This window comes from Rhizobacter sp. P5_A1 (assembly GCF_056400745.1).
Genome location: NZ_JBFUKR010000009.1, coordinates 92,339 through 110,639 on the forward strand (window position 1 = coordinate 92,339; position 18,301 = coordinate 110,639).

General features: G+C 69.0%; 19 protein-coding genes, 1 other RNA gene and 1 riboswitch. Of the genes, 8 read left to right on the plus strand and 12 right to left on the minus strand.

What is annotated here, in order from left to right; translation table 11 throughout:
• Positions 1–54 precede the first annotated feature (54 nt).
• Entirely contained in the window at positions 55–2,187 is a 2,133-nt protein-coding gene (gene uvrB / locus AC1DTW_RS12340; RefSeq protein ID WP_477981423.1) for an excinuclease ABC subunit UvrB, read from the minus strand.
• A gap of 86 nt (positions 2,188–2,273) precedes the next feature.
• Between uvrB and AC1DTW_RS12345 the strand changes: the two genes are divergently transcribed.
• The 5 genes from AC1DTW_RS12345 to AC1DTW_RS12365 all read left to right on the plus strand — a co-directional run bounded on the left by AC1DTW_RS12345 (position 2,274) and on the right by AC1DTW_RS12365 (position 6,949).
• Positions 2,274–3,476 carry an amino acid aminotransferase gene (locus AC1DTW_RS12345; protein WP_477981424.1) on the plus strand — a complete coding sequence of 401 codons (1,203 nt, stop codon included), beginning with the start codon at positions 2,274–2,276 and terminating at the stop codon, positions 3,474–3,476.
• Positions 3,477–3,650: 174 nt separating this feature from the next.
• Positions 3,651–4,949, plus strand: coding sequence for a polyhydroxyalkanoate depolymerase (locus AC1DTW_RS12350; protein WP_477981425.1), 1,299 nt, complete (start codon positions 3,651–3,653; stop codon positions 4,947–4,949).
• An 8-nt stretch (positions 4,950–4,957) separates the two neighbouring features.
• Positions 4,958–5,626, plus strand: coding sequence for an electron transport complex subunit RsxB (gene rsxB, locus AC1DTW_RS12355; RefSeq protein ID WP_477981426.1), 669 nt, complete (start codon positions 4,958–4,960; stop codon positions 5,624–5,626).
• A gap of 8 nt (positions 5,627–5,634) precedes the next feature.
• Entirely contained in the window at positions 5,635–6,339 is a 705-nt protein-coding gene (nth, locus tag AC1DTW_RS12360; RefSeq protein ID WP_477981427.1) for an endonuclease III, read from the plus strand.
• Between the two features lie 7 nt (positions 6,340–6,346).
• On the plus strand, positions 6,347–6,949 hold the full coding sequence (locus tag AC1DTW_RS12365) for a GAF domain-containing protein (RefSeq protein ID WP_477981428.1): 603 nt from the start codon (positions 6,347–6,349) through the stop codon (positions 6,947–6,949).
• 11 nt (positions 6,950–6,960) lie between these two features.
• Here AC1DTW_RS12365 and AC1DTW_RS12370 read toward each other — a convergent pair whose 3' ends face one another.
• From AC1DTW_RS12370 to AC1DTW_RS12420, 11 genes are read right to left on the minus strand one after another with little or no spacing between them, the layout of a single operon-like run.
• Positions 6,961–7,494 carry a histidine phosphatase family protein gene (locus tag AC1DTW_RS12370; protein WP_477981429.1) on the minus strand — a complete coding sequence of 178 codons (534 nt, stop codon included), beginning with the start codon at positions 7,492–7,494 and terminating at the stop codon, positions 6,961–6,963.
• Positions 7,491–8,270 carry an adenosylcobinamide-GDP ribazoletransferase gene (cobS, locus tag AC1DTW_RS12375; RefSeq protein ID WP_477981430.1) on the minus strand — a complete coding sequence of 260 codons (780 nt, stop codon included), beginning with the start codon at positions 8,268–8,270 and terminating at the stop codon, positions 7,491–7,493. Before cobS ends, AC1DTW_RS12370 begins: the two co-directional genes overlap by 4 nt.
• The gene (gene cobT / locus AC1DTW_RS12380) at positions 8,267–9,325 is read right to left on the minus strand and encodes a nicotinate-nucleotide--dimethylbenzimidazole phosphoribosyltransferase (RefSeq protein WP_477981431.1); all 1,059 of its coding nucleotides are present in this window, start codon (positions 9,323–9,325) and stop codon (positions 8,267–8,269) included. Before cobT ends, cobS begins: the two co-directional genes overlap by 4 nt.
• Before the next feature lie 13 nt (positions 9,326–9,338).
• Positions 9,339–10,787 carry a cobyric acid synthase gene (locus AC1DTW_RS12385; protein WP_477981432.1) on the minus strand — a complete coding sequence of 483 codons (1,449 nt, stop codon included), beginning with the start codon at positions 10,785–10,787 and terminating at the stop codon, positions 9,339–9,341.
• Positions 10,784–11,686, minus strand: coding sequence for an adenosylcobinamide-phosphate synthase CbiB (gene cbiB / locus AC1DTW_RS12390; RefSeq protein WP_477981433.1), 903 nt, complete (start codon positions 11,684–11,686; stop codon positions 10,784–10,786). The genes AC1DTW_RS12385 and cbiB overlap by 4 nt, the downstream gene beginning before the upstream one ends.
• Positions 11,683–12,003: a hypothetical protein gene (locus tag AC1DTW_RS12395; RefSeq protein ID WP_477981434.1), complete on the minus strand. Its 321-nt coding sequence runs from the start codon at positions 12,001–12,003 to the stop codon at positions 11,683–11,685. Before AC1DTW_RS12395 ends, cbiB begins: the two co-directional genes overlap by 4 nt.
• Before the next feature lie 13 nt (positions 12,004–12,016).
• A complete protein-coding gene (locus tag AC1DTW_RS12400) occupies positions 12,017–12,793 on the minus strand; it encodes an ABC transporter ATP-binding protein (protein ID WP_477981435.1) in 777 nt (258 codons plus the stop codon).
• Entirely contained in the window at positions 12,790–13,806 is a 1,017-nt protein-coding gene (locus AC1DTW_RS12405; protein ID WP_477981436.1) for a FecCD family ABC transporter permease, read from the minus strand. Before AC1DTW_RS12405 ends, AC1DTW_RS12400 begins: the two co-directional genes overlap by 4 nt.
• Complete coding sequence (locus tag AC1DTW_RS12410; RefSeq protein ID WP_477981556.1) at positions 13,803–14,684, minus strand: ABC transporter substrate-binding protein; 882 nt, start codon at positions 14,682–14,684, stop codon at positions 13,803–13,805. Before AC1DTW_RS12410 ends, AC1DTW_RS12405 begins: the two co-directional genes overlap by 4 nt.
• Before the next feature lie 2 nt (positions 14,685–14,686).
• On the minus strand, positions 14,687–15,247 hold the full coding sequence (locus AC1DTW_RS12415) for a bifunctional adenosylcobinamide kinase/adenosylcobinamide-phosphate guanylyltransferase (RefSeq protein ID WP_477981437.1): 561 nt from the start codon (positions 15,245–15,247) through the stop codon (positions 14,687–14,689).
• Between the two features lie 5 nt (positions 15,248–15,252).
• On the minus strand, positions 15,253–17,046 hold the full coding sequence (locus AC1DTW_RS12420) for a TonB-dependent receptor domain-containing protein (RefSeq protein ID WP_477981438.1): 1,794 nt from the start codon (positions 17,044–17,046) through the stop codon (positions 15,253–15,255).
• 173 nt (positions 17,047–17,219) lie between these two features.
• Positions 17,220–17,456, minus strand: a riboswitch (cobalamin riboswitch).
• A 51-nt stretch (positions 17,457–17,507) separates the two neighbouring features.
• Here AC1DTW_RS12420 and AC1DTW_RS12425 point away from each other — a divergent pair.
• The 3 genes from AC1DTW_RS12425 to ssrS all read left to right on the plus strand — a co-directional run bounded on the left by AC1DTW_RS12425 (position 17,508) and on the right by ssrS (position 18,281).
• Positions 17,508–17,744, plus strand: a complete 237-nt coding sequence (locus AC1DTW_RS12425; RefSeq protein WP_477981439.1) for a DUF904 domain-containing protein — start codon at positions 17,508–17,510, stop codon at positions 17,742–17,744.
• A complete protein-coding gene (locus tag AC1DTW_RS12430) occupies positions 17,741–18,064 on the plus strand; it encodes a cell division protein ZapA (protein ID WP_477981440.1) in 324 nt (107 codons plus the stop codon). Before AC1DTW_RS12425 ends, AC1DTW_RS12430 begins: the two co-directional genes overlap by 4 nt.
• 38 nt (positions 18,065–18,102) lie before the next feature.
• Positions 18,103–18,281, plus strand: a non-coding RNA gene (gene ssrS, locus AC1DTW_RS12435) — 6S RNA.
• Positions 18,282–18,301: the final 20 nt, after the last annotated feature.

Genomic DNA, 18,301 nt, shown 5'->3' on the forward strand with positions numbered 1-18,301 from the left:
GAGATTGGCGCCGGAAGTTCCCTTGGCAGCGCCATGGAAATCGGGCTCGAAACGTCAGCGTTTGGCCCGGTCCGGCACCAGCGCGACGACGTTGTCGGTGCCCGGTGCGCCGAACGCCTGCTCGCGCAGGTGCGCCAGTTGGTCGCGCACACGCGCGGCCTTTTCGAACTCCAGGTTGCGCGCGTGGTCGAGCATCTGCTTCTCGAGCAGCTTGATGCGCTTGCCCAGGTCCTTCTCGCTCAGGGCCTCGATCGCAGCCGACTCGACGGCCGACTTCAGATCGTCCTTCGCGCCCTTCTCGCTGTAGACGCCGTCGATCAGGTCGCGCACCCGCTTGACGACGCTGCGCGGCGTGATGCCCATCAGCTCGTTGTGCGCGATCTGCTTTGCGCGACGCCGCTCGGTCTCGTCGAGCGCCCGCTTCATCGAATCGGTGACCTTGTCGGCATACAGGATCGCGCGGCCGTTCAGGTTTCGCGCCGCACGGCCGATCGTCTGGATCAGGCTGCGCTCGGAGCGCAGGAAACCTTCCTTGTCGGCATCGAGAATCGCGACCAGCGACACCTCGGGGATGTCGAGGCCTTCGCGCAGCAGGTTGATGCCGACCAGCACGTCGAAAGTGCCGAGTCGCAGGTCGCGCAGGATCTCGACGCGCTCGACCGTGTCGACGTCGCTGTGCAGGTAGCGCACTTTGACGCCATTGTCCGAGAGGTAGTCGGTCAGCTGCTCGGCCATGCGCTTGGTCAGCGTGGTAATCAGCACGCGCTCGCGAATCTCGACCCGGTCGCGGATCTCCTGCAGCACGTCGTCGACCTGGTTCGTCGCGGGGCGCACCTCGACCATCGGGTCGATCAAGCCCGTCGGACGCACCAGCTGCTCGATCGTCTGTCCGGCCGTCTGCTGCTCGTAGGCCGCCGGCGTCGCCGAGACGTACATCACCTGGCGCATCTTCTTCTCGAATTCCTCGAACTTCAGCGGCCGGTTGTCGAGCGCGCTCGGCAAGCGGAAGCCGTATTCGACGAGCGTCGTCTTGCGCGCGCGGTCGCCGTTGTACATGCCGCCGAACTGGCCGATCAGCACGTGCGACTCGTCGAGGAACATCAGTGCATCCGCCGGCAGGTAATCGACCAGCGTCGGCGGCGGATCGCCCGGCATCGCGCCCGAGAGGTGCCGCGTGTAGTTCTCGATGCCTTTGCAGTGGCCGACCTCCTGCAGCATCTCGAGGTCGAAGCGCGTGCGCTGCTCGAGCCGCTGCGCCTCGACCAGCTTGCCGAGCTTGACGAGTTCATCGAGTCGCTCGCGCAACTCGGCCTTGATCGTCTCGATCGCGACGACGACACGCTCGCGCGGCGTCACGTAATGGCTGCTCGGATAGACCGTGAAGCGCGGGATCTTCTGCCGGATGCGACCGGTCAGCGGGTCGAACAGCTGCAGCGATTCGATCTCGTCGTCGAACAGCTCGATGCGGATCGCCAGCTCAGAGTGCTCGGCCGGGAACACGTCGATCGTGTCGCCGCGCACGCGGAAGGTGCCGCGCGAGAAGTCGGTCTCGTTGCGCTGGTACTGCATGCGGATCAGCTGCGCGATCACGTCGCGCTGGCCGAGTTTGTCGCGCACGCGCAAGGTCATCACCATCTGGTGGTAGTCGCTTGGGTTGCCGATGCCGTAGATCGCCGAGACGCTCGCGACGATCACGACATCCCGGCGCTCGAGCAGGCTCTTCGTCGCACTCAGGCGCATCTGTTCGATGTGCTCGTTGATCGAGCTGTCTTTCTCGATGAACAGATCGCGCTGCGGCACGTAGGCCTCGGGCTGGTAGTAGTCGTAGTAACTGACGAAGTACTCGACCGCGTTCTTCGGGAAGAACTCGCGAAACTCGGCGTAGAGCTGCGCCGCGAGCGTCTTGTTCGGCGCGAACACGATCGCCGGGCGGCCCATCTGCGCGATCACGTTGGCCATCGTGAAGGTCTTGCCCGAGCCGGTCACGCCGAGCAGTGTCTGGAAGCTCAGGCCGTCGTTCAGGCCCTCGACCAGCCCGGCGATCGCGGTCGGCTGGTCGCCCGCCGGCGGATACGGCTGGAACAGCTGGAATGGCGAATCGGGATAGCTGACGAACACGCCTTCGGCCGCGTGTTCGGGCGTGTGCGGGTGATGCGCGGGGTCGATCACTTCGGACAGTTCGGCCATGGCAGATAAAATCTCGCTTGAACTTGCTGGGAAACCGCGCAGCGTAGCGGAAACGCCGGCCCCCATCTACTGACAAGGATTGACGCATGCCTTCGCTCTTCTCGACGGTCGAAATGGCCGCCCGCGACCCGATCCTGGGCCTGAACGAACAGTTCAATGCCGATCCGAACCCCGCGAAGGTCAACCTGGGCGTCGGCGTCTACTTCGACGACAACGGCAAGCTGCCGCTGCTGCAGTGCGTGCAGGCTGCCGAGAAGATGATGATGGAAGCGCCGAAGGCAAGAGGCTATCTGCCGATCGACGGCATCGCCGCGTACGACAAGGCCGTCCAGGGCCTGGTGTTCGGCGCCGACAGCGCGGCTGTCAAGGTGGGCCGCGTCGCGACCGTGCAGACGCTCGGCGGCACCGGCGGCCTGAAGGTCGGGGCCGATCTGCTGAAGCGGATGAACCCCAGCGCAAAGGTCCTGATCAGCGACCCGAGCTGGGAGAACCACCGCGCGCTGTTCGAGGGCGCCGGCTTCAGCGTCGAGTCTTACGCCTACTACGACGCCACGAAGCGCGGCATCGATTTCGACGCCATGCTGGGCGCACTCGACCGCGCTGCGGCCGGCACGATCGTCGTGCTGCATGCCTGCTGCCACAACCCGACCGGCTACGACATCACGCCCGAGCAGTGGGCGCAGGTGATCGCGACGGTCAAGGCCCGAGGCCTCGTGCCCTTCCTCGACATGGCCTACCAGGGCTTCGGCGAAGGCATCACCGAAGACGGCGCAGTCGTCGGCCTGTTCATGGCCGCCGGGCTGGACTTCTTCGTCTCGACCAGCTTCTCGAAGAGCTTCTCGCTCTACGGCGAGCGCGTCGGCGCGCTCAGCGTCGTCTGCGCCTCGAAGGACGAGGCCGAGCGCGTGCTGAGCCAGCTGAAGCGCGTGATCCGCACCAACTATTCGAACCCGCCGACGCACGGCGCGCAGGTCGTCGCGCTGGTGCTGACGACGCCCGCGTTGCGGGCGATGTGGGAGGAAGAGCTCGCCGGCATGCGCGTGCGCATCAAGGAAATGCGTGTCGCGTTGCGGGCGCGACTCGAAGCCGCCGGCCTGGGCCAGGATTTCAGCTTCATCACGCGCCAGCAAGGGATGTTCAGCTATTCGGGCCTGAGCAAGGCCCAGATGGAAAGGCTGCGCAGCGAGTTCGGCATCTACGGGGTCGATTCGGGCCGGATCTGCGTGGCGGCGCTGAACACGCGGAACATCGACTCGACCGTCGCGGCCATCGCCAAGGTGTCCGCCTGAGCGGACAAGTGCCGCCGCTGGCCCCGAAACGGGGCGTTGATTCGGGTTTCACCCCTGATGCGGGTGCTGCAAGATCGTGCGCACAGACGGTCTAGGCGACTAAAATGTTGCGTTGCACAAACACTTTTGCCACAGGCTGCCCGGCCTGCGCCGAATCACTCACCAGGCCACGAGATGCTGTACCAGCTCTATGAAACCCAGCGCGCGCTGCTGAGCCCGTTCGCGGAGTTCGCGAGCGCGACCTCGAAGCTCTATAACCATCCGCTGTCGCCGTTCGCGCACACGCCCGGTGCGCAACGCGTCTCGGCCGGGCTCGACCTGATGCACCGGCTGTCGAAGGAATACGAGAAGCCCGCGTTCGGCATCACCTCGGTCAAGGTCGATGGCGTCGACGTCGCGGTGCAGGAACAGGTCGCACTGACCAAGTCCTTCTGCCGCCTGCTGCGCTTCAAGCGCTTCACCGACGATGTGAACGTGCTGACGCGGCTCAAAGATCAGCCGACCGTGCTCGTCGTGGCCCCGCTGTCCGGCCACCACTCGACCTTGCTGCGCGAGACCATCCGCGAGCTGCTGAAGGACCACAAGGTCTACATCACCGACTGGACCGACGCGCGCATGGTGCCGAAGGATGTCGGCCCGTTCCACCTCGACGACTACGTGAACTACGTGCAGGAGTTCATCCGACACATCGGCCCGGAGGTCAACGTGATCTCGGTCTGCCAGCCGACCGTACCGGTGCTCGCGGCGATCTCTCTGATGGCCAGCCGCGGCGAGCCGACGCCGCGCACGATGACGATGATGGGCGGCCCGATCGACGCCCGCAAGAGCCCCACCGCCGTCAACAACCTGGCCATCAACAAGCCCTACGAATGGTTCGAGAACAACGTGATCTATCGCGTGCCGACGAACTTTCCCGGCAGCGGCCGCGCGGTGTACCCGGGCTTCCTGCAGCACACCGGCTTCGTCGCGATGAACCCGGACCGGCACCTGAGCTCGCACTACGACTACTTCCTCGACCTGGTGCGCGGCGATGACGACAGTGCCGAGTTCCACCGCGATTTCTACGACGAGTACAACGCGGTGCTCGACATGCCGGCCGAGTACTACCTCGACACGATCCGGGTCGTGTTCCAGGAATTCGCGCTCGTCAACGGCAGCTGGAAGGTCGGCGGCGAACTCGTGCGCCCGCAGGACATCACCTCGGGCGCGCTGCTGACGATCGAAGGCGAACTCGACGACATCTCCGGCGCCGGCCAGACCCGGGCGGCGCACGATCTGTGCACCGGCATCCCGAAGCAGCGCCAGTTCCACTACGACGTGGTCGGTGCCGGCCACTACGGCATCTTCTCGGGTCGCCGTTGGCGCGAGAAGGTCTACCCGCACGTGCGGGACTTCATCGCGAGCTACCAACCGAAGCCGGCCGGACGCAAGCCGGCGGTCGCCGCGAAGAAGGCCGCGCGCTCGGCCAGGTGAGCACGGCGATGAGCCGCGCGACCGATCGCCTCGTGCAGGCGCTCGACGACGCGCTGCCGCAGACCCAGTGCACGCGCTGCGGCTATCCCGACTGCCACGCCTACGCGCAGGCCATCGCCGTCGGCGAGGCCGGGATCAACCAATGCCCGCCGGGCGGCGCAGAAGGCGTCTCGCGGCTCGCGGCACTGACCGGCCGGCCGCCGCTGGCGCTGAACCCGGCGAACGGCGCGGAGGCGCCGCGCCAACTCGCCGTGATCGACGAGGCCTGGTGCATCGGCTGCACGCTGTGCCTGAAGGCCTGCCCGGTCGACTGCATCGTCGGCGGGCCGAAGGGCATGCACACCGTGATCGCGGCGCAGTGCACCGGCTGCGAGCTGTGCCTGCCGGCCTGCCCGGTCGACTGCATTTCGCTGACGTCCACCGGCGGCGAGCACACTGGCTGGCAGGCTTGGAGCGCGCCGCAGGCGCAGGAGGCGCGCACGCGCTACGACTGGCATCGCGAACGGCTGCAGCGCGACGCGCACGAGCACGAGACGCGTCTGGCCGAGAGTGCGTTCGCGGCGCCGACGCCGGTCGGGATCGAGACTGTTGGCAGCGCGCAGCCGGCGCCCGACAAGCGCGCGATCATCGCCGCCGCGCAGGCGCGGGCGCGTGCAGCACGCGCCGACCGGGCCTGACGCAGCGAATGAAGACCGCCGACATCGAGCCGTTCTTCGCGACGCTCAAGGCCGCCAACCCGGAACCCGAGACGGAGCTCGAGTACAGCAGCGTGTTCGAGCTTCTCGCCGCGGTGCTGCTGTCGGCGCAGGCCACCGATGTCGGCGTCAACAAGGCGACGCGCCGGCTGTTCGCGGTCGCGAACACGCCGGCCAAGCTGCTGGCGCTCGGGCTCGACGGGCTGACCGACCACATCCGGACGATCGGCCTGTACCGGACTAAGGCGAAGAACCTGCTCGAGACCTGCCGCATCTTGGTCGAAACGCACGGTGGCAAGGTTCCGGGTCAGCGCGCCGCGCTCGAGGCGCTGCCGGGCGTTGGCCGCAAGACTGCGAACGTGGTGCTGAATGTCGCGTTCGGCGAGCCGACGATGGCGGTCGACACGCACATCTTCCGCGTCGCCAACCGCACCGGCCTCGCGCCGGGCAGGAACCCCCTCGAAGTCGAAACGAAGCTGCTGCAGCGCGTCCCCACGGCCTACCTCGTCGACGCGCACCATTGGCTGATCCTGCACGGCCGCTACGTCTGCCAGGCGCGCCGGCCGCTTTGCGAGCGCTGCGCGGTGGCGCGCTGGTGCGATGCCTATCCCGCGATCGCCGCGGGTCGCGCGCCCGCCACATCGTTGACCGAACGGACGCCTGCCGCGTCAATGGGCGCACTTCGCGCCCGATAATTGCGCGATGCCCGACCAACCCGATCTGCAGGTCATCTCAGGCCGACTCGAACGGGGCGAGATCGACAGCGCGCAATACCTCGAACAGCTGATGCGCTTCGTCGCGCGTCAGATCGGTTGCTCGCGCGCCGGGCTGCGATTGTTCGTCGAGACCACCGAGGGTCGCGCGCTGCGCTGCGTCGCGATGTTCGATGCCGGCCTGGACCGCATGGTCACCGCGGTCGACATCCCGAGCCCCGCCGATGGTCTGTACTTCGAGTGCCTGCAACGCGACGGCAGCGTCAGCGCGAGCCAGGCGCTGATCGACCCGGTCAGCGCCGGGGCGCTGCGCGAATACCTGCGGGCCTGCAACGTGGTCTCGCTGATGGACATGAGCTTCTCGGTCAACGGCGTGCTGTTCGGCACCTTCAGCTGCGAGCAGCTCGGCAGCCCGGTCGACTGGACCCAGCGGCAGCTGCAGGCGCTGCGCAAGACCGCGTCGCGCGCCAGCCTGACGCTGATGCACGTCGTCAACGCGTCGGTCGACACCGCACCGGGCGCGCTGTGGGAGTCGAGCACGCCGAACCGGCTCGCGACGATGCCGATGCCGCTCGATCCGACCAAGCCCTGAACGGAGCCCCCTCAGCCGCGTCCGCGCAGCAGCGTGAGGCTCGCACAGCGCACCGCGGCGGGCCATTGCGTGGCGCTCGGTTCGTCCTCATGCCCGTCCAGCCACAGCGCTGCGCTGATCCAGCCGGCGTGTGAGACAACGCAGCACGGCGGCTCGCTCAAGAACGCAGCGCAGCGTTGCAGCAGCCGTGCCACCGGCTCGCCGCCTCCGGGCGCGTGCCGCACGAAGTCGGCGCACCAGGCGTCCACGGACGCGGCGCCGATTTCGCTCCACGGCCGCCCGTCCCACGCGCCGAAGTCGAGTTCGCCGAGGCGCGCGTCGATGCGGTGCTCCCAGCCCCAGCGCGCCAGCCATCGACCCACGTCGGCCGCGCGTCGCAGCGGTGACGTGATCACGACGCGCGGTGCGCCGCTGCGGCGCGCCCATTGGCGCACACGATGCGCAAGCCGTTTGGCTTTGCGACTGTCCACCGCGACATCGGTGCGGCCGATACAGCGGCCCGCGGCGTTCCGCGGCGACGGATGGCGCCACACCGCAAAGTTCATGCGGCGCGCATCAGGCCGAGCCAGCCGAGAAGCACCAGCAGTTCGACGATCTGCTGCGTCGCGCCCAAGGCGTCGCCGGTGTAGCCGCCCAGGCGCCGACGCAGCCAGCCTGCGCACCACGCCGTTCCGGCGACTGCGAGCGACAGGCTCGTGAGCACGGCCGTGATGTGCTCCGGCGCGTGCCACGCAAGTGCCGCCGCGACCGACACCACCCAGCCCGCCGCGACCAGCACACCCGAGATCTCAATGCGCTGCGCCATCGGCTTTGCCTTGGCATGCTCGACGTTGCCCGAATACGGCAGCCCGCGAATCAGCATCACGGCGGCGGCGCGACTCGCGGTGTGGCCCAGCAGCAGCGCCGGCACCGCGGCGACGAGCGGCAGCGACAAGAGCGCTGCGGCCTTCAGCCCCAGCATCAGCACCAGGCCGATCGCGCCGTAGGCGCCGATGCGCGAGTCCTTCATGATCTCGAGCGCCTGCTCGCGGTCGACCGCGCCGCCGAGCGCATCGCAGGTGTCGGCGAAGCCGTCTTCGTGGAAGGCGCCGGTGATCAGCACGCTCGCGGCCATCGCCAGGCCGACCGCCACCGTTGGGCCGAGCACCGCGTGCCCGACTGCCAGCACCAGCGCCGAAGCTGCACCCACGCAAAGACCCACGGCCGGGAAGTGGCGCGCACTCTCGCTCAGCCACGCCGGCTCGAAGCCGACCCAGCCTGGGGCCGGAACGCGCGTGAGGAACTGCAGCCCGATGAAGAACAGGCGCAGCTCGTGGATCACCTGTCACCCCGATCCGAAGGCTCGTCACGATCGGAAACGCCCGCCGACTCGAAACTCGCCATTTGCGCCAGCAACCCCACCGCGCTATCGATCAGCGGCCACGCCAGCGCCGCGCCTGAGCCTTCGCCGAGCCGCAGCCCGAGATCGAGCAGCGGCGTGGCGTTCATCAGCGACAGCATCAGCGTGTGGCCGGACTCATCGGATCGGTGCGCGAACACACAGCAGTCGAGCACGTGCGGCGCCAGCTTCGATGCGACCAGGATCGCTGCACCGCTGATGAAGCCATCGACCACCACGACGCGCCGTTCGCTCGCCGCCTGCAAGGCCGCGCCGGCCATCATCGCGATCTCGAATCCGCCGAACGCGGCAAGCGCGTCCAGGGGCTGCGTCGCAGCGACGTGGCGCACCAGCACCTGACGCAGCACGTCGAGCTTGCGAGCGAGGCCTGCATCGTCGAGTCCGGTGCCGCGGCCGACACACGCCGCGATGTCGCAATCCGCCAGCCGCGCCAGCAGCAGCGCCGCGCTGGACGTGTTGCCGATGCCCATCTCGCCGAGCAGCAGCACGTTGCCCGGCAGCGCGCTCACGATCTCGCGGCCACCCGCGATCGCCAGCGCGCATTGCGCCGGCGTCATTGCCGGCCCCTCGAGCGCGCTGGCCGTGCCGGTGGCGATCTTGAAATTCAGCAGACCGTTGCGCGGTGCGAAGTCATGCCGCACGCCGGCATCCACCACCGTGAGCGCCAGACCGTGCTGGCGTGCGAGCACGCTGACCGCAGCACCGCCAGCGAGAAAGTTCTCGACCATCTGCCAGGTCACGTCGCTCGGGTAAGCCGACACGCCATGCGCCGCAAGACCATGGTCGGCCGCGAACACGACGAGCTGCGGTGCGCGCAGCACCGGTGCCTCGCTGCGCTGGATCAAACCGATCTGCAGGGCCAGCGCTTCGAGGCGGCCGAGCGCACCGCGTGGCTTGGTCTGCTGGTCGAGCCGGTGCTGCAAGCGCCGGGCGAGTGCGGCGTCGGCGATGGGGGCGATCAACGGCAGGGTCGGCATGGTGGATCGGTTCTCACGGTTGGACGAGCCGGTGCAGCACGCCCGGCTCGAATTGTCGATCGATGAAAGCTGCCAGGCCGTCGAACACGCTGGCCAACGTGCAAAGCCCGGTGCCGAACAACGCCTGCATCGCGTCGCCGGATTCGAACAGGCCGTGCGCATACAGGCCCAGTACCGGGCCTTGCTGCCAGCCGATGGCCTCGCCGAGTTCGTTGCGCAGCGCGACCGGCACCTCACCCTGCGCTTCGGTGCGGCCGTGGCGAATCTCGTAGCCCTCGAAGCCGACACCCGCGAGTCCAGCCCAGTCGCCTGTCGTGTTGCCGAACGCGGCACGCGTGTGGCGCAGCATCTTGTGGCGATCGAAGTGCGTGACCAGCGGCAGCAGGCCGAGACCTGCGGCATCGCCGTCAACGCCGTGCGGGTCGTGCAGCTCTCGGCCGAGCATCTGCAAGCCACCGCACACGCCGAGCACGCGCCTGCCGGCGGCTGCGTGCCGCGCGATCGCGGCATCGAGACCTTGAGCCCGCAACCACGCGAGATCACCACTGGTGTGCTTGGAGCCGGGCAGCACCACCCAGTCGGCGCCATTCAGTTCGGTTGGCGTGCGAACCCAGCGCAGGCGCACGTTCGTCACCCCGCGCAGGGACTGGAACTCATCGAGGTTGCTGATGCGCGGATACGCGACGACCGCGATCACGCAGCCGCCCGCGGCGCCACCCGGCGCTTCATCGAACACGCCGTCCTCTTCCGGCAGTCCGTGTCCGCGCCACATCGGCAGCACCGCGACCGTCGGCACACCGGTCAGCGCACGCAACTGCTCGGGCCCGGGTGCGAGCAGGCGCGCGTCGCCGCGAAAGCGGTTCAGCACGAAACCGCGGATCAGCGCCCGCTCAGCATCGGGCAACAACTGGTGCGTGCCGAACAGATGGGCGAACGCACCACCGCGGTCGATGTCGCTCACGAGCAGGCACGCGGCCCGCGCTTCGAGCGCACTGCGCATGTTGACGTAATCGTTCGCGTGCAGATTGATCTCGGCCGGCGAGCCCGCGCCTTCGAGCACGACGACATCGTTCTCGGCCATCAGCGCGTGCAGCGCGTCGCGCGCGAACGGCCAGAGGCGCTCGCTGCGCTCGCGCCACGGCACGGCCGCGAGGTCGGCGCGCGCGCGGCCCAGCACGACGACCTGGCTCGCGGTGTCGTGCTCCGGCTTGAGCAGCACCGGGTTCATGCGCACCTCGGGCACGGCACGCGCGGCCAGCGCCTGGAAATACTGCGCGCTGCCGATCTCGCCCGCCTCGCCGTCCGGGCCCACGACAACGCGCGCGTTGTTGCTCATGTTCTGCGCCTTGAACGGCGCGACCTTCAGCCCCTGGCGCGCATACCAGCGGCACAGCGCGGTGGCGAGCCAGCTCTTGCCGGCGTTGCTGGTGGTGCCCAGCACCATGACGGCGCGCGCGGTCATGCGGCTCGCACCAGCCAGACCATCGCGACGATCACAACCGTGCTGCCCGCCGCACGCTGCGCAAGATCCAACGCACGCTGCACATGCCCGGCCCGTGGCGACGGCGCATTGCGGTTCAGCTCGTACACGCCCGGCTTGCGCAAGCGCACACCGAGCCGCAGCGCCATCGCGCCCATGGTCCAGCCGCCATTCGGCGACGGTGTCTGCCGGGCCTGCCCGAACAGGCGCGGCGTCGGCGCCAGCATCAGCGCGGTGAGACGCGCCGGCAACCAGGACAACACGTCGTCGGCGCGTGCGCTCCACTTGCCGGCCCACTCCCACGCGCCGCGATAGCCCCACATCGCGTCGAGGGTGTTGGCGAACCGATAGACCGCCGCGCCCGGCAGGCCGAACAGCGCGTACCAGAACAATGGCGCGACCAGCGAATCGTTGAGGTTCTCGGCGACGGTCTCGATCGTGGTCTCGCGGATCAGATCGGCGTCGAGTACCCGCACGTCGCGGCTGACGAGGTGTGCGAGCCGGACCCGTGCCGATTCAACGCCCTCGCCCAGCGCCGTCTCGACGGCGCGCGCTTCGTCGCGCAGCATGCGCCACGCGAACGTCGGCTTGAGCAGCACCGCCAGCAACGGCGCTGCGAACCACGGCGGGGCACCGACCAGCCGCGTTTGCACCGCCCACGCCACCCACGCGATCAGGCTTGCACCGGCGAGCCACACGAGGGCACCAAGAGTGAAGGCCGGCGCCGGACTCAAGTCTCGTAACCCTTGACCCACCGGCGCAAGCGCGCGGCCGAGCCACGCCACCGGGTGCCATGCGTCGCGCGGCTCGCCGAAGCGCGCGTCGATCGCCCATGCGAGCGGCACGGCCAGCGCCAGGGTCAGCGCGGGCGGCCAGTTCATCGCGAGGCGAGCTCCAGCGTCTGCATCACCAGCCTCACCGACGGCATCGGCGGCCGAGTCTGAACGACACGCTGCGCGCCGTTGATGATGGGCAACGGGTGCACAAAGCCCGGCGGCACGCGCGCCGCGCGCCAGGTGCCGCCGATCGATTGAACCTGCGCCTCGATCAATCGGGGATCGAGCGCGTGCGACTTGTTCGTACCGTCGGGCTCGCACATCGTCAGGAAGGTGCGCACGTCCAGGCCCTGCTCGCGCGCCAGCAGCCAGGCGAGGCACGAATCCTTGCCGGCGCTCCAGCTGATGGCGGCGCGGGTCACGATTGATCTTCCATCAGGCCTTCTCCAGTTGGGGCACGGTGATCCAGCGTTCTCCGATGCGCTCGATGCGGATCGCGCCGCCGAACACATCGACGAACGCGGCATGCAGCGCCGGGTCGTTGCGCAAACCTTCGGCGACGATGCGGCCATGGTCCATCACGACGAGTCGATCCGCCGTCAGTGCGAGCGACAGATCGTGCAGCACGCTGACCACCGTGCGGCCACGCTGCGCCTCACGTTGCAGCAGTCGCACCAGCGCGACCTGGTGCGGCGGGTCGAGGTGGGTGGTGGGCTCGTCGAGCAATAGGATCGGCGCCATCACCGCCAGCGCGCGCGCCAGCAACACACGCTGGCGCTCGCCGCCCGAGAGTTCGTGAAGCCGGCGCGCCTGCCACGCGGCGCACTCGGTTTCGCGCATCGCCTGCTCGACCGCCGCGTCGTCTTCGGGCCGCGGCGCGGTGAACAAGCCGAGGTGCGGCAGGCGGCCGAGGTGCACGACCTCACGCACCGTCAACTCGCCGTTCGCCTCCGACTGCTGGGCCAGCCACGCGATCTGCGTGCCGCGTGCACGCGCGGGCCACTCGGGCAGTGGGCGGGCGTGCAGCGTGATCGTGCCCGCGTCGGGCGATTGCAGGCCCGCGAGCGCGCGCAGCAGCGTCGACTTGCCGGCGCCGTTCGGCCCCACCACGGCCGTCCAGCCGGACGTGGGCGCGAAGCTGACGTCGTTCAGCGCGAGCGTTGCGCCCAGTCGCACGCTGACGGCTTGCGCGCTGAGCGAGGCCGGCGTCACGACATCCTCCGGCGATGCAGCAGCCGCAGCAGGTACCCGCCGCCGAGCAGAGCAGTGAGCACCCCGACCGGCACCTCCTGCGGCGCGATCAGGCTGCGCGCGAGCACGTCCGCCGTGAGCAGCAGCGTGCCGCCGACGCCGGCACTGGCGAGCGTCGTGTAGCCATGCGGCGCCGGTGCGAAGCGGCGCACCAGGTGCGGCGCGACCAGGCCGACAAATGCGACGAGACCGGCTTGCGAAACCGCCAGGCCGGTTGCCAGCGCGAGCGTCGCCACGAGAGCGATGCGCACGCGCGACAGATCGAGGCCGAGGCTGCGCGCGCTGTCTTCGCCCAGCGTCAACGCGTCGAGCGCGCGCGACCAGCGCCAGCTCAGCGGCGCACAGGCGAGCAGGCCCAGGCCGAGCACCGCGCAGCTGCCCCACCCCAGAAAGCCGGTGCTGCCGAGCATGAACACCTGCTTGCCGCGCAGCGCGTCCGGTGCGGCCGTGGTGACCAGATCGCTGAGTGCCGACAGCACGACGCCGACGATCACGCCGGCGAGCAGCAGGCGCACCGTCTGCTGCGCGCCGCGCGCGAGCGTGAGCGTGACCAGCACGCCCACCAGAGCGCCAGCAAAAGCCGCACCGACGAGGCCGATGCGCGACAGCACATCGACCGTCGCGAGGCTGATGCCATGGCCTGCGAGTGCGCTGGCGGCGAGCACCAGCACGACGCCTAGCGAGGCGCCAGAGGCCGAGCCGAGCAGGTACGGGTCGGCCAGCGGATTGCGGAACAGGCCTTGTGCAGTCGCCCCCGCCAGCCCGAGCAGCGCGCCAGTGAGCCACGCGCCGAGCGTGCGCGGTGCGCGGATCTGGCCGACGATCAGTACCGCGTCGGAGCCCTTCAGCGTCTGCACGAGGCCGGCCATCGACCAGCCTTCGCTGCCGGCGGCGAGGCCCGCCGCCAGCAGCAGCAGGGTGAGCGCGGCCAGGCCGAGAGCCAGGCGAACGCGGCGCTGGCGATCGAGGCTCATTTCGATGTCTTGCCCAGCGTCACCAGACAATCGGCCAGGGTGCGAGCCGCCTCGCCCATGCGGGGGCCGGGGCGGATCAGCAGCTCGTAGTGCTCACTGTCGAAGCCGCAGGCCTGGCGGCGCTGCAAGGCCCGAAGCGCGGCCCATCCGGGGCGGCGCGGCATGTCGTCGAGGTTGCGCTGTGCGGCCATCACGATGTCGGGCTGAGCGCGCACGACGTACTCGGGGTTCAGCTTCGGAAAGGGCCCGAGCTCGGGCGGGATCGCGTTGGCCATGCCGAGCCGGCCCAGCGTCTGGCCGATGAACGACGCCGCGCCGGCCGCGTACGGCGTCGCGTCGACCTCGAAGTAGACGCGCTGGCCGCGCAGCCGCGGTGGCACGCGCGCCGCGGCCTGCTCGAGATCGCGCTCGATTGCGGCCCAGACCTTGTCGGCGTCGGCCGGAAGGCCGAGCAATTGCGCGAGCGTCTTCAGCGTGCGCTGCACGTCGGCATGATCGCGCGATTCGAGCACCAGCACCTTCACGCCCAGGCTTTCGAGACGCTCGATCGCCCGTGCCGACGGCGCGGCAAGCACCACGTCGGGCTTGAGCGCTGCGATGCGCTCGATCTGGGCGTCCTCCAGTCCGCCGAGCTTGGGCAAGGCCGTGACGCTGGCCGGCGAGTTCGAGAAGCGATCGGTGCCGACAAGCCGCGCACAGCCCCCGAGCGCGCAAACGCTCTCGGTCAGCGAGGGCAGCAGGCTGACGATGCGCCGCGGTGACACGGGCAAGGTGACCGTGGCGCCGCGGTCGTCGCGCACACTGATCTGGGCGCCAGCCAGCGCATGCCAGCACAGCAGCAGCGATGCCAACGCAGCGCGTGCGATCAGCGTGTTCATCGTCATGCGGCCGGCCTCTTCACCGGCAGCTCGATGCCCGCCACCATCAGCGTCACGCGTTCGCAGACCTGTGCGACCTGCTGATGCAGGCGGCCCAGTTCGTCGACGAAGCGCCGCGCCGACGGGGTCAGCGGTGTGAGGCCGAGACCGATCTCGTTCGAGACCAGCAGCACCGGCCCCGACGCGCGGCGCAAGGCCTCGCACAGCCCCGCAGTGGCTGCGACGAGGCGGCCTTCGTCGAGGACATCGCCGCGCAGGGGCATCAGCAGGTTGGTGAGCCACAGCGTCAGGCAGTCGATCACGACCAGTCGCGAAGGCGCAGTGTGCTGCCCCACCACGCGCGCCAGTTCGCGCGGCTCCTCGATGGTCAGCAGCGCGGGCACCCGCCTCGCGCGATCGGCCTGGTGCTGCTCGATGCGCGCGCGCATCTCGGCGTCGCCGGCCAACGCCGTCACGAGCAACACGGCCGAGTGGTCGGGTTGCGCCAGCCAGGCCGAGGCGCGCGCCTCGGCGCAGCGCGACTTGCCGCTGCGCTGACCACCGAGGATGAGCTCGTTGGGCATGCGGGTCACAGGCCCTTGCCGTCGTAGCGCACGCCGATCCACGCTTGCCGGCCGAGCGACTGGTAGTCGCGTGCCGGCTCGATCTCGCGGTTGGTCGCGTTGAGCAGCTTGGCTTCGAGTTGCCATTGCGGCGTGAAGCGCCAACGCGCGCGCAGGTCCAGCGTCGCATAGCTCCCGAGCGTCACCGTCCCGTCGGGCCGCGCGCCCACGGCGAGCAGCGCGCCGCCGAAGTTCCAGGCGCCGATCTCGTAGTCGGCCGACAGGCTTTCCTGGTGCGCGGCGCGACGGGTCAGGCGCTTGCCAGTGTCGGTGTCCTTCGCGTCGAGAAAATCGACCGTGCCGCCGACGCGCCATGCGCCCCAGCGCTGCGAACCCGAGAACGTCGCGCCCTGCAGCTGCGCGCGGCCGATGTTGCGCGCGCATCCGAAGTCGTAGGCCGGGTCGGCCGGGCACTGCGTGCGATCGGAATCGTAGAAGATCAGGTCACGCAGCCGGTTCCGGTAGACCGTGGCCGCGGCCTCGCTGTCACCGGCGCGCCAGTTGATGCCGAGCTCCATGCTGCGGCCGCGCTCTGGCTTGATGTCGGGGACGCCGAAGCCGGGGTAGAACAACTCGTTGAAGCTGGGCGCGCGAAAGGTCGTGCCCGCGAGTGCGCGCACCCGCAGGTTGTTCGCGACTTCCATGCTCCAGCCCAGGCGGCCGGTGGTGTTGCCGCCGTAGACCGAGTTTCGATCCTGGCGCAGATCGGCCTGGATCACGTGCGCGCCGAAGCTGCCGGTGTATCCGAGCACGACCGCGGTGTTGTCGCGTTTCACGTCTTCGACGAACGAGTCGGAGTGTGCTTTCTCGTCCAGGCGCTCCAGCGCCAGCACGAGCTGCTGCTCGCCCCCGAGTTTCAACGCGTTCTGCCAGGTGATCTGATCGCGCTGCGTGCGAAATCGGCTCAAGCTGCTGCCGCCGCTCTTCAGGTCGTCGTTATCGTGCGAGAGCAGCGCGGTCGTCGTCCACGCGGGGCTGATCACGCCGCGGTAATCGAGCGAGATCACGTCGGTGTCGAGCTTGTTGCGAAAGTCCGGCGTGTTGTCCTGGGCGAAGGTCGGCGGTGCAAACTCGCTCGCATCGTACTTCGCGTTCAGGCGACTGCTGACCACGTTCAGGCCGATGCGGTGTCCGGTAGCTGGCGTGAAGCCGAGCTTGGCCTGCGCGGTGTCGCGCTTGAAGCCGTCATCGTCCGGGTTGAAGTTGCCGAACTGGTCGCCCGGTTTCAACGCCGACACGCCGCGGCTGCTTTCGCGGCCCAGCGAGGCGGCATAGTCGAAGCCGCTTTGCGCGCCGCTGACGCCAGCCTGCACGTCGTACGAGTGGTAGCCGCCGACGGCTGCATGCGCGGTCACGCGGGGCTCGCCGTCGCCCTTGCGCGTGAAGATCTGCACCACGCCACCGACGGCGTCCGCGCCGTACAGGCTGGAGCCCGGGCCGCGCAGTACCTCCACGCGTTCGATCTGCGACAGGCCCAGCGATTCGAACTCGACCTGGCCGAGCGTGGCGGACCCGATGCGCACGCCATCGATCAGCACGACGGTATTGGCGGAGCTCCCCCCTCGGATGAACACGCTCGCGCTTTGCCCCGGGCCGCCGGTGCGCGACAACTGCACACCGGCTTCGCGGCGCAGCAGATCCTCGACCGAATCGGCGGTGCTGTTGCGGATCCGCTCGGCGTCGATAACGACAACGTCGGCGGTGACGCGGCCCAGCGGTTGCGGCTCTCGGCTGCCGGTCACGACGATCGGGCCGAGCACGGTCTGGGATGAAGCCGGGGTGGCATGCGCAGCGAGCACGGCAACGGCAAGGAGGCTGCGAACAGCAACGGACGCACGTGGCGTCGAGACGAGAGAGATCATGGTTTGAAGCACTCGAACAGATGCCGGCGCCAGCTTCCCCGCGGGCACCTGCGACATGGGCGGCGCACAGGGTGCGCACCCGCTTGTTGGCCGGTATCCGGGCTGGCGGAGCAACGCCTGCGTTCCTTCCCAAAGGCGTGGGCCCTCAGTGGTGTGTGCGCAATCGCCGAAGCCCGAAGGCTTCGTCCGCCGTACCGTTGCGGGGGCAGCGCAGGTTCGGTCGCCACGCGCAGCGTGACTTCCTTCTGCTTCCCGTTTAACTGTGCCGGCGGAACGCCGGCACGGGCACCAACAACGCGGATTGTAAGCAGGGGTCGACCTTTACAATGAGCCACCCTCCCCTCCAGCTGCCACGCGCCATGTCGAAGATCGAAGAACTCGCCGACCGGGTCGAGCGCCTGCTCTTGCGGCATGCCGAACTGCAGCGCACCAACACACTGCTCGAACAGCAGCTGGTGGCGGTGACCCACGAACGCGACAACCTGCGCTCGCGCCTGAACGCCGCGCGCAGCCGCATCGACGCGCTGCTCGAACGGCTGCCGACCGAGCTCGCGAGCGCCCCTGAAGGGCACGACGCGGAGGGCCCGAAGCCATGAAGCAGATGGAAGTGACGATCCTCGGCCAGAGCTATCTGCTCGGCTGTCCCGACGGCGGCGAGGTCGCGCTGCTCGAAGCGGTCGCGAACGTCGATCGCGAAATGAGCGCGATCCGCGACGGCGGCAAGGTCAAGGCGCGCGAGCGCATCGCGGTGCTCGCCGCGCTGAACCTTGCGTACGCGCTGGCCGGCCGGCCGGCGGCGCGCGCGGCATCGCCTTCGAACATCTCCGCCGCATCGACGACAGACGGCGAAGTCGACATCGACCACCTGATCGCGCGCCTCGATCAAGCCCTGGGCGCCGATGGTCAATTGCTCTGACCGACATGCGCAGGTCACGCATGCGCCGTAGAATGAATTCGTCCGTCGCGTTCGCGTGAGTTTTATATTTCCTTGAACCGATGCTCTGTAGAGCAAGGGCTTGGAACATCGCCCGGTTGGTGTGATCGTCTCGCGTCAGATGAACCCGAAGCCGGGCTGACCTCGCCCACCTGAACTCCTGGTTCAGGAATGCGGCTCACGGTTCGCGGCGGACACCTTTCTTTCATTCCCCCCCGC

Excerpts from the sequence above, each read along its gene's own strand:
- uvrB (WP_477981423.1), bottom strand. The coding sequence starts at position 2,187 with ATGGCCGAACTGTCCGAAGTGATCGACCCCGCGCATCACCCGCACACG.
- AC1DTW_RS12345 (WP_477981424.1), top strand. The coding sequence starts at position 2,274 with ATGCCTTCGCTCTTCTCGACGGTCGAAATGGCCGCCCGCGACCCGATC.
- AC1DTW_RS12350 (WP_477981425.1), top strand. The coding sequence starts at position 3,651 with ATGCTGTACCAGCTCTATGAAACCCAGCGCGCGCTGCTGAGCCCGTTC.
- rsxB (WP_477981426.1), top strand. The coding sequence starts at position 4,958 with ATGAGCCGCGCGACCGATCGCCTCGTGCAGGCGCTCGACGACGCGCTG.
- nth (WP_477981427.1), top strand. The coding sequence starts at position 5,635 with ATGAAGACCGCCGACATCGAGCCGTTCTTCGCGACGCTCAAGGCCGCC.
- AC1DTW_RS12365 (WP_477981428.1), top strand. The coding sequence starts at position 6,347 with ATGCCCGACCAACCCGATCTGCAGGTCATCTCAGGCCGACTCGAACGG.
- AC1DTW_RS12370 (WP_477981429.1), bottom strand. The coding sequence starts at position 7,494 with ATGAACTTTGCGGTGTGGCGCCATCCGTCGCCGCGGAACGCCGCGGGC.
- cobT (WP_477981431.1), bottom strand. The coding sequence starts at position 9,325 with ATGCCGACCCTGCCGTTGATCGCCCCCATCGCCGACGCCGCACTCGCC.
- AC1DTW_RS12385 (WP_477981432.1), bottom strand. The coding sequence starts at position 10,787 with ATGACCGCGCGCGCCGTCATGGTGCTGGGCACCACCAGCAACGCCGGC.
- cbiB (WP_477981433.1), bottom strand. The coding sequence starts at position 11,686 with ATGAACTGGCCGCCCGCGCTGACCCTGGCGCTGGCCGTGCCGCTCGCA.
- AC1DTW_RS12405 (WP_477981436.1), bottom strand. The coding sequence starts at position 13,806 with ATGAGCCTCGATCGCCAGCGCCGCGTTCGCCTGGCTCTCGGCCTGGCC.
- AC1DTW_RS12410 (WP_477981556.1), bottom strand. The coding sequence starts at position 14,684 with ATGAACACGCTGATCGCACGCGCTGCGTTGGCATCGCTGCTGCTGTGC.
- AC1DTW_RS12415 (WP_477981437.1), bottom strand. The coding sequence starts at position 15,247 with ATGCCCAACGAGCTCATCCTCGGTGGTCAGCGCAGCGGCAAGTCGCGC.
- AC1DTW_RS12425 (WP_477981439.1), top strand. The coding sequence starts at position 17,508 with ATGTCGAAGATCGAAGAACTCGCCGACCGGGTCGAGCGCCTGCTCTTG.
- AC1DTW_RS12430 (WP_477981440.1), top strand. The coding sequence starts at position 17,741 with ATGAAGCAGATGGAAGTGACGATCCTCGGCCAGAGCTATCTGCTCGGC.